The sequence below is a fragment of the Rhizobium sp. S96 genome (genome assembly GCF_030382195.1).
Classification (GTDB): Bacteria; Pseudomonadota; Alphaproteobacteria; order Rhizobiales; family Rhizobiaceae; genus Rhizobium.
The window spans coordinates 45,179-58,969 of the sequence record NZ_JAUDRY010000005.1 but is presented as its reverse complement, the minus strand read 5'-3'; the positions used below and the strand labels follow the sequence as shown (position 1 = coordinate 58,969).

The 13,791-nt window shown below is 62.1% G+C and carries 16 protein-coding genes; 9 read left to right on the top strand and 7 right to left on the bottom strand.

Annotated features, from left to right (window positions below):
- Positions 1-68 precede the first annotated feature (68 nt).
- From QTL94_RS07420 to QTL94_RS07385, 8 genes are all read left to right on the top strand, one after another.
- Complete coding sequence (locus tag QTL94_RS07420; RefSeq protein ID WP_289801098.1) at positions 69-1,406, top strand: voltage-gated chloride channel family protein; 1,338 nt, start codon at positions 69-71, stop codon at positions 1,404-1,406.
- A 142-nt stretch (positions 1,407-1,548) separates the two neighbouring features.
- Positions 1,549-2,553 (top strand): LLM class flavin-dependent oxidoreductase, encoded by a 1,005-nt coding sequence (locus QTL94_RS07415; RefSeq protein ID WP_065692446.1) that lies wholly within the window; start codon positions 1,549-1,551, stop codon positions 2,551-2,553.
- A gap of 179 nt (positions 2,554-2,732) precedes the next feature.
- Complete coding sequence (locus tag QTL94_RS07410; protein WP_065692447.1) at positions 2,733-3,119, top strand: c-type cytochrome; 387 nt, start codon at positions 2,733-2,735, stop codon at positions 3,117-3,119.
- Positions 3,120-3,266: 147 nt separating this feature from the next.
- A complete protein-coding gene (locus QTL94_RS07405) occupies positions 3,267-4,076 on the top strand; it encodes a cytochrome c oxidase subunit II (RefSeq protein ID WP_065692448.1) in 810 nt (269 codons plus the stop codon).
- 45 nt (positions 4,077-4,121) lie between these two features.
- A complete protein-coding gene (gene ctaD, locus QTL94_RS07400; RefSeq protein ID WP_065692449.1) occupies positions 4,122-5,891 on the top strand; it encodes a cytochrome c oxidase subunit I in 1,770 nt (589 codons plus the stop codon).
- Complete coding sequence (locus QTL94_RS07395) at positions 5,888-6,598, top strand: cytochrome c oxidase subunit 3 (RefSeq protein ID WP_289801097.1); 711 nt, start codon at positions 5,888-5,890, stop codon at positions 6,596-6,598. The genes ctaD and QTL94_RS07395 overlap by 4 nt, the downstream gene beginning before the upstream one ends.
- 10 nt (positions 6,599-6,608) lie before the next feature.
- The gene (locus QTL94_RS07390) at positions 6,609-7,334 is read left to right on the top strand and encodes a heme-copper oxidase subunit III family protein (RefSeq protein WP_289801096.1); all 726 of its coding nucleotides are present in this window, start codon (positions 6,609-6,611) and stop codon (positions 7,332-7,334) included.
- A 9-nt stretch (positions 7,335-7,343) separates the two neighbouring features.
- On the top strand, positions 7,344-7,679 hold the full coding sequence (locus tag QTL94_RS07385; protein WP_289801095.1) for a cytochrome C oxidase subunit IV family protein: 336 nt from the start codon (positions 7,344-7,346) through the stop codon (positions 7,677-7,679).
- Positions 7,680-7,688: 9 nt separating this feature from the next.
- Here QTL94_RS07385 and QTL94_RS07380 read toward each other — a convergent pair whose 3' ends face one another.
- From QTL94_RS07380 to QTL94_RS07370, 3 genes are all read right to left on the bottom strand, one after another.
- On the bottom strand, positions 7,689-8,261 hold the full coding sequence (locus QTL94_RS07380; RefSeq protein WP_289801094.1) for an SH3 domain-containing protein: 573 nt from the start codon (positions 8,259-8,261) through the stop codon (positions 7,689-7,691).
- Positions 8,262-8,281: 20 nt separating this feature from the next.
- Complete coding sequence (locus QTL94_RS07375; RefSeq protein WP_113521829.1) at positions 8,282-8,770, bottom strand: invasion associated locus B family protein; 489 nt, start codon at positions 8,768-8,770, stop codon at positions 8,282-8,284.
- A gap of 238 nt (positions 8,771-9,008) precedes the next feature.
- Positions 9,009-9,755, bottom strand: coding sequence for a YebC/PmpR family DNA-binding transcriptional regulator (locus QTL94_RS07370; protein ID WP_113521828.1), 747 nt, complete (start codon positions 9,753-9,755; stop codon positions 9,009-9,011).
- Positions 9,756-10,018: 263 nt separating this feature from the next.
- On the opposite strand from QTL94_RS07370, the gene QTL94_RS07365 reads away from it, so the two are divergent.
- Positions 10,019-10,522 carry a pyridoxamine 5'-phosphate oxidase family protein gene (locus tag QTL94_RS07365; RefSeq protein ID WP_289801093.1) on the top strand — a complete coding sequence of 168 codons (504 nt, stop codon included), beginning with the start codon at positions 10,019-10,021 and terminating at the stop codon, positions 10,520-10,522.
- 51 nt (positions 10,523-10,573) lie between these two features.
- Here the strand turns inward: QTL94_RS07365 and QTL94_RS07360 are convergent, their stop codons facing one another.
- The 4 genes from QTL94_RS07360 to QTL94_RS07345 all read right to left on the bottom strand — a co-directional run bounded on the left by QTL94_RS07360 (position 10,574) and on the right by QTL94_RS07345 (position 13,782).
- On the bottom strand, positions 10,574-11,410 hold the full coding sequence (locus tag QTL94_RS07360; RefSeq protein WP_289801092.1) for an MBL fold metallo-hydrolase: 837 nt from the start codon (positions 11,408-11,410) through the stop codon (positions 10,574-10,576).
- A gap of 111 nt (positions 11,411-11,521) precedes the next feature.
- On the bottom strand, positions 11,522-12,346 hold the full coding sequence (locus tag QTL94_RS07355; RefSeq protein WP_289801091.1) for a TIGR00282 family metallophosphoesterase: 825 nt from the start codon (positions 12,344-12,346) through the stop codon (positions 11,522-11,524).
- Between the two features lie 2 nt (positions 12,347-12,348).
- Entirely contained in the window at positions 12,349-12,936 is a 588-nt protein-coding gene (locus tag QTL94_RS07350) for a 5-formyltetrahydrofolate cyclo-ligase (RefSeq protein WP_289801090.1), read from the bottom strand.
- A gap of 90 nt (positions 12,937-13,026) precedes the next feature.
- Positions 13,027-13,782, bottom strand: coding sequence for a hypothetical protein (locus QTL94_RS07345; RefSeq protein WP_289801089.1), 756 nt, complete (start codon positions 13,780-13,782; stop codon positions 13,027-13,029).
- Between the last annotated feature and the right edge of the window lie 9 nt (positions 13,783-13,791).

Sequence of the window (13,791 nt, the reverse complement as noted above, 5' to 3'; positions counted from 1 at the left end):
AGAGTCGTGCCTGGAACTAAGTCATCCTTGTCTTGTCGTTTTGATACGAGCGCCGGAGGAAACTTCTGATGGGTTTCTCCGAGCTTGTCGGCCTGCGCCTGCGGCAGGTCCGCGCCTTGTTGAAATGGGCCGCCGTCGTCACGCCGATGGCCATTGTGGTCGGTTCGCTCGTTGCGCTGTTTCTCTGGGCGCTTGATGAGGCCACCGCGCTCCGCTTCGATTATCCCTGGCTGATCTATGCCATGCCGGTCGCCGGTTTCGCGATGGTCTTCGTCTATGGCCGTTTCGGCGGTGCTGCTGAGGGTGGAAACAACCTGATCGTCGACCAGATCCACGAACCCGATGGCGGCGTGCCGTTGCGGATGGCGCCGTTCATCCTGGTTTCGACCGTCGTCACTCATCTCGTCGGCGGCTCGGCGGGTCGTGAGGGGACCGCGGTGCAAATGGGAGGGAGCCTCGCGAGTTCCTTCGGGCGGATGTTCAGGCTGAGCCCGGCCGAGACGCGCATCCTGTTGATGGCGGGCATCGCGGCCGGTTTCGGCGCTGTGTTCGGCACGCCGATTGCGGGTGCCGTGTTCGCACTCGAGGTGCTGACGATCGGTCGCATCCAGTATGAGGCCCTGCTGCCCGCGCTGCTGGCGGCGATCGTCGCGGACTGGACCTGCCATGCCTGGGGCATCGAGCACACCCGATATCACATCAGCTTTCTTGAGAGCGCGGCCGTCGGCTTTCACCTGCAGCCGCTGCTGCTCGTCAAGGTAACCATTGCCGCCGTCGCCTTCGGTATCATGGCGCATCTCTTCGCGGAGGTGTCGCATCGGCTTTCGGCTGTGCTGAAGAGCGCGATACCCTATGCGCCGCTGCGTCCGGTGCTGGCTAGCGCGGCGCTGCTGTTGCTCGTTTATCTGCTTGGCACGCGCGAATATCTGGGGCTAGGCGTCTGGTCGCCCAATCCCGGGGATGCGACCATTCCGGGTTTCTTCCAGCCTGGGCATGTCGATTACTGGAGCTGGTTCTGGAAAACGCTGTTTACGGTCATAACCCTGAGTTCCGGCTTCAAGGGTGGCGAGGTGACGCCGCTGTTCTTTATCGGTGCGGCACTCGGAAGCGCCCTGGCCGGTGTGCTCGGCGCGCCGGTCGATCTCTTCGCGGCACTCGGTTTCGTCGCGGTTTTCGCGGGCGCCACCAACACGCCGCTCGCCTGCCTGATCATGGGCATGGAACTGTTCGGCACCACCCACGCGGTCTATCTCGCCGTGGCCTGTTTCGTCTCCTACCTCTTCAGCGGGCATTCCAGCATCTACCTTGCACAGCGCGTCGGTGTCCCGAAGACGATGGGGCGTAGCGATCTACCGGCGGGCGTTGCGGTGCGTCACCTTCGCGAGCACCGGCCGCCGGGCGAGTGATCCTCGAAAAGCCGTTCGCTTTTGCGGGCACGGCATGGCGGCGGTGGCGACCCGCTACCGTCGTTTTTCTTCCGACGCCCTTTGGTCGGCCTGTGCGAGCACCTACATAGGGCATTCAGTCCAATTACCGACAGGCCCTCCCATGGTTCCCTTCTCGATTCTCGATCTCTCCCCTGTTCCGGAAGGCGGTACGATCCGTCAGTCCCTGGATGCTTCGGCGCGGATGGCGCAGAAAGCCGAGGAATTCGGATACAACAGGTTCTGGCTGGCCGAGCATCACGGCATGCCGGGCATTGCCAGTGCGGCGACGGCGGTGGTGATCGGTCACGTCGGCGCGGCGACGAAGCGCATCCGCATCGGTTCCGGCGGCATCATGTTGCCCAACCATTCGCCGCTGGTGATCGCCGAGCAGTTCGGCACGCTGGAAGCACTTTTTCCCGGACGCGTCGATCTAGGTCTCGGGCGTGCGCCGGGAACAGACATGCGGACAGCCCAGGCGTTGCGGCGCAATCTTGACGCCGGAGCACAGAGTTTTCCGAACGATGTCGTCGAGCTGCAGCAGCTGCTCGGCGCGCCCGTCGAAAACCAAGCGATCCTGGCTGTGCCGGGAATGAATTCCAACGTGCCGATATGGCTGCTCGGCTCCAGCCTCTATAGCGCTCAGCTTGCCGCGATGCTGGGGCTTCCCTATGCGTTCGCCTCGCATTTCGCGCCGGATTCGCTGCTCGATGCGCTCGATATCTACCGCGACCGCTTCCAGCCCTCCGCCGTGCTTGAGAAGCCCTATGCCATGGTCGGTGCCATGGGATCGGTCGCCGACACGGACGAGGAGGCGCAGTATCACTTCACCTCCGCGCAACAGCAGTTCGTCAATCTGCGCCGCAATGTCCGCGGGCAATTCCCCCGTCCGATCCGCGACATAGAAAGCTTCTGGTCGCCGATGGAAAAGACGATGGTCGAGCATACGCTCCGCTATGCCGTCGTCGGCTCGCAGAAGACCGCCGAGGCCAAGCTGACGGAATTCCTGCGCGACACGCAGGCCGATGAAGTGATCATCTCGATGCCGATCCACGATATCGAGGCGCGGCTGAAGTCCGTCGAACTCTTTGCCGGGCTGGGCAACTTCCGGCGCGCTGCCGCCGCTTGAAGTCTGCGGCAAATGCGACAGTTGGCGGCACCGCTGTTTGGACGAATTGACTTCGTACAGGCGGAGCATAGCTTCTAGTGACAGTGCATGCCAATCGCCTGCCGGTGGCGGGCGAATGGGACAGCAGGCCGGCTCGGGAGGGCCGACCCTGTCTGAGCAACCTTTAGAGGAGGATTGCTATGCGTTGCCTTGTTGCTGTCATGAGCATACCGGTCGTCTGTCTTTTCGCCTTCCAGGCTGTGGCCCAGGAAGGCGATGTTGCAGCAGGGGAGACCGTTTTCAAGAAATGCGCGGTGTGCCATATCGCCGATACCGACAAGAACAAGGTCGGCCCCTCGCTGAACCATCTGTTCGGGCGAACCGCCGGCACGCATCCCGACTTTGCCTATTCACCCGCCATGCAGGCTGCCGGCAAGGGCGGTCTCGTTTGGGACCAGGCGACCTTGCGGGACTATCTTCACGACCCGAAGTTGAAGGTGAAGGGTACGAAGATGACCTTCGTCGGCCTCAAGGACGACAAGGATATTACCAATCTGATCGCCTATCTCGAGCAGTTCTCGAAATAGCGACTGTTCACCAGAGCGAGCGACGTCGATCCGTCGGCGCCGATCGAATAATTGCCGCCAACCCATATTTATGAGATAGTGCTGAAGTAAACGCGCGACGGTTGCGGATTTTTGTCCGCGATCTGGTTTGCGGCTCGGGAGGAGCCCATGGTCGTCGTGTTGGTTCTGGTTCTGATTGCCGTCGGTTCGGTGGCTTTCCACCTCCTGAGCCCTTGGTGGTGGACGCCAATAGCGTCGAACTGGAGCTACATCGACAACACCCTCATCATCACCTTCTGGATCACGGGCTTTGTGTTCGTGGCGGTGATCCTGTTCGTGGCTTATTGTGTCTTTCGCTTCCGTCACAAGCCGGGTCGGACGGCTGCCTACCAGCCAGAAAACAAGCGGCTGGAGTGGTTGCTTGCCGGCGGCACGGCGCTTGGCGTCGCAGCCATGCTGACGCCGGGGCTGGTGGTGTGGAAGCAGTTCGTGACCGTGCCGCCTGACGCCGGCGAGGTCGAGGTCGTCGGCCAGCAGTGGCAGTGGAATTTCAGGCTACCTGGTGTCGATGGAAAGCTCGGGCGTGCCGACAACACGGCCGTCACCGCCGACAATCCGCTCGGCGTCATCGCCAGCGATCCGAGTGGGCTCGACGACATCATCATATCAGGCGGCGATCTGCACCTGCTGCTTGGCAAGTCGGTGCGCGTCCACCTGCGATCGCTCGATGTACTGCACGATTTCTACGTTCCCGAATTCCGCGCCAAGATGGACATGATACCGGGCTCGGTCACCTATTTCTGGTTCACGCCGACGCGGACGGGAACATTCGAGGTGCTGTGCGCCGAGCTTTGCGGCGTCGGGCATCCGCAGATGCGCGGCTCGGTCGTGGTCGACGACGCGGAGGCCTACAAGAACTGGCTCCAGCAGCAGCAAACATACTCACAGCTGATGGCAGCGGTGGCGCCAGCCAACTGACGTCTGCGCGTGGTCATGGCGTGAAGTGAGAAGGAAGGGTATGCGATGGTTGACATTCCCAGCACCGCCGGCGGCCTCGTACCACCTGCAGAAGTTCCGGATGTGGAGCTCTATCATCCGAAGAGCTGGTGGACGCGCTACGTCTTCAGCCAGGATGCCAAGATCATTGCGATACAGTATTCGCTGACGGCCTTTTCGATCGGCTTCGTGGCGCTGGTGCTCTCCTGGCTGATGCGTCTGCAGCTCGGATTCCCAGGCTATTTCTCCTTCATCGATGCGGACCACTATTACCAGTTCATCACCATGCACGGGATGATCATGGTGATCTACCTTCTGACCGCGCTCTTTCTCGGCGGCTTCGGCAACTACCTGATCCCGCTGATGCTCGGCGCCCGCGACATGGTGTTTCCCTATGCCAACATGCTGAGCTACTGGCTCTATCTGCTGGCGGTGCTGGTACTGGTCGCCGGTTTCTTCGCCCCAGGCGGGCCGACCGGGGCCGGCTGGACGCTTTATCCGCCGCAGGCACTGCTGTCCGGTACACCGGGCGGGCGCGACTGGGGCATCATCCTGATGCTGTCGTCGCTGATCATCTTCATCATCGGCTTCACGATGGGCGGGTTGAATTATGTCGTCACCGTGCTGCAGGGGCGCACGCGCGGCATGACGCTGATGCGGATGCCGCTCACCGTCTGGGGGATATTCACCGCGACGGTCATGGCGCTTCTGGCTTTTCCGGCACTCTTCGTCGCCGCCGTCATGATGCTGTTCGACCGGTTGCTCGGCACCAGCTTCTTCATGCCGTCCATCGTCGAGATGGGCGAGCAGCTGAAGTCGCAGGGTGGCAGCCCGATCCTCTTCCAGCATCTGTTCTGGTTTTTCGGCCATCCGGAGGTCTATATCGTGGCGCTGCCGGCCTTCGGCATCGTCTCCGATCTCATCAGCACGCACGCGCGCAAGAACATCTTCGGTTACCGGATGATGGTCTGGGCGATCGTGATCATCGGCGCGCTCAGCTTCGTCGTGTGGGCGCATCACATGTATGTAAGTGGGATGAACCCGAACTTCGGCTTCTTCTTTGCCACCACGACGCTGATCATCGCCATTCCGACGGCGCTCAAGGTCTACAACTGGGTGCTGACGCTGTGGCGCGGCGATATCCATCTGACATTGCCGATGCTGTTTGCTCTCGGCTTCATCGTCACCTTCGTCAATGGCGGGCTGACGGGGCTCTTTCTGGGCAATGTGGTGGTCGATGTGCCGCTTTCCGACACGATGTTCGTTGTCGCGCATTTCCATATGGTGATGGGCGTTGCGCCGATCATGGTGGTGTTCGGAGCGATCTACCATTGGTATCCGAAGATTACCGGGCGGATGCTCGACGAGGTGCTGGGGCGGGTCCACTTCTGGATCACCTTCCTTGGTGCCTACGCCATCTTCTTCCCGATGCACTACATCGGGCTGATCGGCGTCCCCCGCCGCTATTACGAGCTTGGCGATACCGTCTTCATCCCGCCCTCGGTCCATACGCTCAACATGTTCATCACGGTTGCGGCGCTGGTGGTCGGGGCGGCGCAGCTCGTCTTCCTGTTCAACGTCGCCTGGAGCCTGAGGCATGGGCGCGAGGCGGGTGGCAATCCATGGCGGGCGACGACGCTGGAGTGGCAGACGCCGCAGACCCCGCCGGCTCACGGTAACTGGGGCAAGGAACTGCCGATCGTCTATCGCTGGGCCTATGACTACAGCGTGCCGGGTGCGGCCGAAGATTTCGTGCCGCAGAACCAGCCGGACGGCTTGACGAGGGCGCCAGCATGAGCGCGATCCTTGTCTTCATGGCCGGGCTTGCGCTCATCATCGGTCGGTGGATGAGTGGTCAGCGACTGATGTCGAAGCCCTGGCTCGAGGCGGGGCGCGTCGGGGAGGTCGCAGCCCGTCAGGGCTCGCCGATGCCGGTGGCGAAGATCGGTCTCGGCATCTTCCTCGCGGTCGTGGGTGCCTTGTTTTCGCTGCTGGTCAGCGCCTATCTCGTCCGCATGGGTGGCGCGGACTGGTGGTCACCGCCGGTGCCGTGGCTTCTTTGGGTCAACACCGCTGTGCTGGTCGTCAGCTGCGCGGCGATGCAGTGGGCAACGTTCGAGGCCAGACGCGATGGCGAGGAGGCGATACGGATCGCGCTCGATGCGGCTCTTGCCACCGCGGTCCTGTTTCTCATCGGGCAGCTCGTGGCGTGGCGCCAGATGGCAGCCGCCGGCTATGTGCTGGCCGACAACCCTGCCAACAGTTTCTTCTACATGCTGACCGGCCTGCATGGCCTGCACATCCTCGGCGGCCTTGCCGTTCTCGGCCGTGTCAGGATCAGGGCGGCAGCGGGCAGCCGCTCTCCGCAGGCGGCGCTTCGCCTGAGCACCGAGCTCTGCGCCACCTACTGGCACTTCATGCTGATCGTCTGGCTGGTGCTTCTCGCACTCTTCACCGGCTGGGCGAACAATCTTGTCGATCTCTGCCGTCAACTGGTTAGCTAGGAGGTGGACGATGGCTGACCTTACCCGCACGGATACCGACCAGGGGGCTCTTTTGCCCCGCACCGGTCTGCGCGGCATTGCCGCCGATTTCTCGTCGGACCAGCGGGCGTTCAAGAACGTCTCCTGGGGGAAGGCCATGATGTGGATCTTTCTCCTGAGCGACACCTTCATCTTCGGCTGTTTTCTGCTGGCCTACATGACCGCCAGAATGTCGACGCCGGTTCCCTGGCCCAATCCGAGCGAAGTCTTTGCGCTCAATATCGGCGGGCAGGAGGTGCCGCTGATCCTGATCGCGATCATGACCTTCATCCTGATCAGCAGCAGCGGCACGATGGCGATGGCGGTCAATTTCGGCTATCACCACGAGCGCGGCAAGACGGCGGCGCTGATGCTCCTGACCGCAGCGCTCGGCGCGTCCTTCGTCGGCATGCAGGCCTTCGAATGGACGAAGCTGATCACCGAAGGCGTGCGGCCCTGGGAAAACCCATGGGGAGCGGCGCAGTTCGGCTCGTCCTTCTTCATGATCACCGGCTTTCACGGAACCCATGTGACGTTCGGCGTGATCTTCCTGCTGATCACGGCGCGCAAGGTGCTGCGCGGTGATTTCGAGACGGGCAGGCGAGGTTTCTTCACGAGCCGCAAGGGCAGCTACGAGATCGTCGAGATCATGGGCCTCTACTGGCACTTCGTCGATCTCGTCTGGGTCTTCATCTTCGCGTTCTTCTATCTCTGGTGAGGTGGCATCATGGCACAGGCGCAAACCCATTCCGGCCAACAACATCCCATCAGGCTCTACCTAGTGGTCTGGGGATTGCTGTTCGTGCTCAGTACCTTCTCCTACCTGGTGGATTATCTCGGCATCCAGGGTTATCCGCGCTGGTCGCTGATCATCCTGTTCATGATGCTCAAGGCCGGACTGATCGTCGCCATCTTCATGCACATGGCCTGGGAAAGGCTGGCGCTCGTCTACGCGATCCTGCTGCCGCCGCTCCTGGTGCTGGTGTTCGTGGCGATGATGGCATCCGAGGCGCACTACACGATCTTCACCAGAATGGCGTTCCTCGGCGGCGGCGTGCAATGACGCCGCTCGTCACTTGATCGTCTCGTTCGGATAGACGCCCCAAAGCGCGGATTGCCTTACGAAGCCCTCTAGGTGGTGTTCCGTCACGTCGACATGGCACCAGTCGCCGTCGCAGGAGTGGACCGCGAGGCGGACTCTCGGCGAAAGCCTTGCGAGGATCGTCGTCGAGGTGCCGGGTGCCGCACGGATGGCGACCGGCTTGGTGATCCAGGGACCGACGAGTGCGGTGCGCTTGCTGGCGAGCAACGCGCGATGCATCCATCCGGAGACGCCGTCGCTGTCCCTGACTTGGCGCCAGTTACCATATTCGGCGGTTATCTCCAGCGGCAGGCCTGCCACCCGGTAGATCCACAGGGTGCCGTAGTCGAGGGACGGGCCGACGCGCATACGCGCTTCCTTCGACCGCAGCGAGACGAAGCGTGGCACGGCAAGGCCGGTCTCACGTCCCTTCGGGCCGTTGACAGCGGGTGCCTGCGGCTGCAGCGGATTGGCGGCGATCGGGGCGCATGTGAGGGCCAGGCCTAGACAGCAGAGGGCAAGAAGTCGCTTCCTGCCGCGCCGTGCCGGAGGCATTCTCTTCATGACATGAGGAATGTCCATCCTCAGTTGCACGTGCTCATGCGCTTCAGGGCGGCGGTCACGCCATTCAGAGAATAGGTATAGCTGGTGGCGGTTCCGCGCAGCGACTGGGCCTGAACGGTCATATTGCTGCCCGAGCGCAGGGCGCTTATCACCTCCGGCTCACGCGCTTCTTCGATGACCCAGGCGGACTTCCCCTTTGTGAACATGGAAAAGGCCTTGTCGCCGATTTCGACCTTGACGCGGGACCCCGGCTTGAGGTCGTAGCCCATGATCGCCTGCGGCTCGTATCCCGAACTCGGCGCGGTGCCGATGACGAAGAAGTTGCGGCCGTGGTCGACGCTTGCCGGCTCCATCGCCTTCGGGACGGTCAATATGTAGCAAACCGTCTGCCCGCCCTTTTTATAGGAATAGACGCCCCAGTCCTCGAATTGCTTGACCATGGTCGGTTGCGCCATGGCCGATGCGGCGCCAAGCAGCGTGAACGAGAGGATGAGGGCTGATCTTTTCATGGGTGGTTTTCCCCGCCGAGAGTGTGAGAGAGGCTGGCCTTGAGACAGACCGGCTGGAGCGAATGCGACGCATTCAAGTCGGGGAGGGTTAGCGATATCTTAACGAGGGGGTCGGGGTAACGAACGTGTTACCGACCGGCGGCAGGATGTGAAGTGCCGGGCGACGAAGGCTGTGGACAACGAAAAGCCGGCCGCGTTTCCGGGGCCGGCTGTTCAGGATGAACCAAATTGGATCAGATCAGGCCGAGAGCTTTGCCAGAACTTCTTCCGAGACTTCGAAGTTGGAGAAAACGTTCTGCACGTCGTCGTCGTCTTCGAGGCTGTCGATAAGCTTGATCAGCGACTGCGCGCGCTCTTCGTCGACCGGTACGTTGTTCTGGGCACGCCAGACCGACTTGACGGTCTCTGCTTCGCCGAGCGTCGCCTCGAGCGCCTTCGCGACTTCGCCAAGGGATTCGAACGCGCAGGTGATGTAGTGGCCTTCTTCATCGGTCTCGACGTCGTCGGCACCGGCTTCGATGGCCGCTTCCATCATCTTGTCGGCATCGCCTGCCGACAGCTTGTAGGTGATCTCGCCGACATGGTCGAAGGAGAAGGAGACCGAGCCGGTTTCGCCAAGCGCGCCGCCGGCCTTCGTGAAGATCGAGCGGACGTTGGATGCGGTACGGTTGCGGTTGTCGGTCAGCGCTTCGACGATGATCGCGGTGCCGCCCGGGCCGTAGCCTTCGTAGCGCACTTCATCGTAGTTCTCGCCGTCGGCACCGGCTGCCTTCTTGATGGCGCGGTCGATGTTGTCCTTCGGCATGGACTGAGCCTTGGCGTTCTGGATCGCCAGACGCAGACGTGCGTTCATGGTCGGGTCGGGAAGACCGGCCTTGGCGGCAACGGTGATTTCGCGCGCGAGCTTGGAGAACATTTTCGATCGCACGGCGTCCTGACGGCCCTTGCGATGCATGATGTTTTTAAACTGTGAATGGCCAGCCATGGCACCCCTGTTCACGTCTTATTGTTAGGAATGGGCCGCCTTATAAGAGCGAAATCGGGCGTGTTCAAGGGAAAAGCGGTTTGTCGGCCGGGTTGCGACCCACCCTCTGGCGCTCCTCGACGACGCGGATTTGGGCCAGCGCGAGGCGCCAGGCGCATTGCGTTGCCGGGTGCGGCGGAACGTTGCAGCTCATTGTGCGCAGCGGAACAAAGCGGGGAGGCCTACGTTTCAAACCACGGACTCTGGAAACGGAAGGAAGTGCGATGGCCAGTTTCAATGAGGCACGGGAACACCCGGCACGGCAGCTTTGGGATCAAGTGAACGACGTGCATGCGGGCATGCTCGGCGTCGAGGGTGCGGACATGCACATGCAGCCAATGGCGCCCCATGCCGACCCGAAGACCAACATCATCTGGTTCTACACCAAGTCTGACGCGGAGCTCACGCGCGCAATCAAACCCGGCACACGGGCGCGGTTCTGCCTCGTCGGCAAGGATCACGATTATCACGCCTGCCTTGCCGGGAAAATCGAGGTGCGGGCGGATCCGTCGAAGATCGATGAGTACTGGAATTCGGTCGTTGCTGCCTGGTATGAGGACGGCAAGAAGGACCCGAACCTGACGATGCTGGCGATGCATGTCGACGATGCGGAGATCTGGGTCTCGACCGGCAGCAAGCTCAAGTTCGGCTGGGAGATCGCCAAGGCCAATCTCGGGGACGAGAAGATGCCGGATGTCGGCGTGAGGCAGCATCTGCATTTTGCTTGAGCGCCATCGAATGGTGCAAGCCGGCCCGGAGCTTTCGGCTCCCAGGCCTTTTTACTGCATCCCCTGGGCGACATAGATCAGGGGCTTCTTCGGTAGCGTGCGCATCGAGACCGTTATCGTGTTGGTCGGTGCGTAGGTGATGTCGAAATCAGGGCCGAACATCGCCAGAAAGCTTTTCAGCGGCCGCGGCTGATGCATCGGCAGGATGAGCGACGACCGGAGGCGCTTGACCACCCGGCTCATGCTGTCCTCGCCCATGGTCAGGCCGCCGTCGACGGGCACCATGATGATGTCCAGCCTGCCGATCTCCGTGTAATGGGCCTCAGTCAGCTCGTAGTGCAGATGGCCGAGATGACCGATGCAGAGGCCCGCAACCTCGAAGATGAAGATCGAGTTGGCGTCCGGTTGCGCGGTGCCGTAGCTGCCCCGGATATCTGTGGTGACGTTGCGGATATAGGTATCGCCCACCGTGAGGTCGATCTTCGGCTTTTCGCCGGGCACGTCGCTCCAGCCGTGTAGCACGTATCGAATGCCCGGGTCGGGCGTCAGCGTATAGTGGGAGGAGTGCGCGCGGTTCATTGTCACCACGGTCGGCAACCGCGGCGGTGTGTACCAGCCGCTATAGTCGGTCGCGATCGAGATGCCGCCGGGTGTTTCGATGAGGAAGGTCGAGTGGCCGACATAGGTGATCTTCACCGTCTCTTCGGTGATGCCTGCGGGCGTCGGCGGCGTGGAGCCGGCAAAGCTTATGAAAGTTGCTTTCGGGATCGCCTCGGCAACTGCCTGGCACTGGCTCACGGCCCTTCGCTGCTCTTGCGCGACAGCGACGTTTGCAGCTGAAAGGGACAGAAGGCAGGTCATTGCCAGGAGAAGAAAATGCAGCCTCATGCCATTTCCTCCGCAGCGCGTTATCGGCGAGCATGGGGCAAGAGGAAATGTCGGTCCACCTGAAATCCGGGGCCGCTGCTCACTTTTATGTCATGGCAGCGACCGCCCGGGCTATCGCCAGAACTCCGGAATGGTCTCGGCCAGCCTCGGTCCCAGGCGCAGCGGCGCGATCTTCTCGGCAAGTCCCGTCGCGTCGGAAATCTCGACGCCGACGCCACAGATGGTCGCGGGGCCGGTGGCGGCTTCCATGCGACCCTTCGGCATTTTCGAGATGAAGCGGTTCAGCGGTTCATCCTTGTCCATGCCGAGCGACGAATCGTAGTCGCCACACATCCCCGCATCCGAGAGATAGGCGGTGCCGCCGTTCAGGATCTGATGGTCGGCAGTCGGGACGTGGGTATGGGTGCCGACAACGAAGCTGGCACGGCCATCGACAAAGTGGCCGAAGCACTGCTTTTCGCTCGTCGCTTCCGCGTGAAAATCGAAGATGATCGCATCGGCCTGCTCCTTGAGCGGGCAGGCCGCCAGGATTGCTTCCGCTGACTTGAAGGGGTCGTCCAGTTCCGGGTGCATGAAGACGCGGCCCATGACATTGGCGACGAGCACGCGGGCGCCGTTGCGCGCATAGAAGAGGCCGGAGCCGCGGCCGGGCGTCCCCTGCGGATAGTTGGCCGGGCGAAGGAACTGGTCGTGGCGACCGGCAAAGGCGACGGCTTCCTTCTGGTCCCAGACGTGATTGCCCGTGGTGACGACATCGGCGCCGGCGTTGATCGTCTCGAGGAAAATGTCCTCGGTGATGCCGAAGCCGCCCGCGGCGTTCTCGCCGTTGACGATCACGAAGTCGAGCTTCAGGTCCGATATCAGGCCGGGCAGGCGATCCCAGACCGCCGTACGTCCCGTCTTGCCGACCATGTCACCCAGAAAAAGCAGTCGCATTGCTATCCAATCCAAGAGGCAAAAAAGCGTAGGCCGCTTTCTGTCAGGATGGCATCCAGGCTTACATCGTGCGGCTCGTCGGGCACATGTGCCACTTCCTGGCAGTCGAATGCAATGCCGATCAGTTTCGGATGCATGCCTTTTTGCTTCAAACGGTCGATTGCGCGGTCATAATGACCGGCACCGTAGCCGATCCGATGACCACGAGCGTCGAAAGCCGAGAGCGGAACGAACATGATGTCTGGGTCAAGCACTGCGGCATCGGGGCCGGGGCCCGACGTGCCGAAACCCGTGCTGACGAGGGGTGCCTCGCGCAACAGTTCGCGAAAGACGATCGTCTGCCGGTCGAGAATGGCGGGTACGCACAATCTTGCGCCACGCACCTGCAACCGCGCCATCAGCGGCCGGATATCGGCTTCCGAGCGGATCGGCAGAAAGCCGGATATGATCGTGCCGGGCGCGAAGGCGATGGCCTCGCCTGCATGGTCGGCCATCGCCAGGCTCTTCTCGATCCTGGTATCGGTCGGTATGGCGTCTCGGAGCGCGAGCCTCTCGGCGCGCATTTCGGCTTTCATTTCTCTCGAGCTCATCGGGTCCGCCGTGGTGTTTTGCTGGACCATAGAGCGCTCATTGCTGATTGCAACGCGCGAATGCGACGTGGGCGCGCCAATCGCGCCGCGTCAGACGATGATGCTGGTCGGTGTCGATGACGCCGGCACCTGAGCCTCGAGCGCGGCACTGTCGACGCCTGTCTGGTCGTTCCGCCCGCGCCAGCTGTTCTTCTCCCGCAGCTCGCGCATTGCCTTGTCCATGAGCTGCCGCACGTCGCGCAGGATCGATTTGAACTCTTCCATCGTCTTGCGATCTTCGGAAGAGATGCCTGACGTGGCGGTCTTTCCGTCTTCGACGACGTTCTGGTAGGCCTTGCGTGCCTGCGTTGCGTCATCGAGTTCCGTTGCCTCAGTCGAGCCATCATCGGTGCCGGTGCTTGAGGCGGAGTCGTCTGCTGCCGCAGTCTGGGCGCCAGCCGCAGTGGTCTCTCCAGATGTGCCCGCCGCGGCATCGGCGCTCACGGCGGCCGAGGCGGCGGTTGCATTGGAAGCGGTGGCGGCGACGGCGGATGCGAATTCGGCCGCGGCGGCGCTGATCTTGTGGGCTAGTTCGGCTGCTAGGCGGGCGACAACTTCCGGCGGGAAGCCGCCGCTTTTCAGCATCTGTAGCTGCTGCTTGGCTTCTTCCAGCTTGCGGGCGGCGCGAGCCTTGGCCGCGTCGGCGGAGGTGGTCATGCTTTCGCGCAGCGTTTCGAGCGCCTTGGCCGAATTCTGGAGTATCTTCAAGCGCGCCGTGGTCGGGCTATCAGCGGTGCTGAGGCTGTCAGAAACCGCAACAGAGGTGCTGCGCAGAATATTGAGCGCTGAAGTAGATTCGACCTGCATACCATTCCC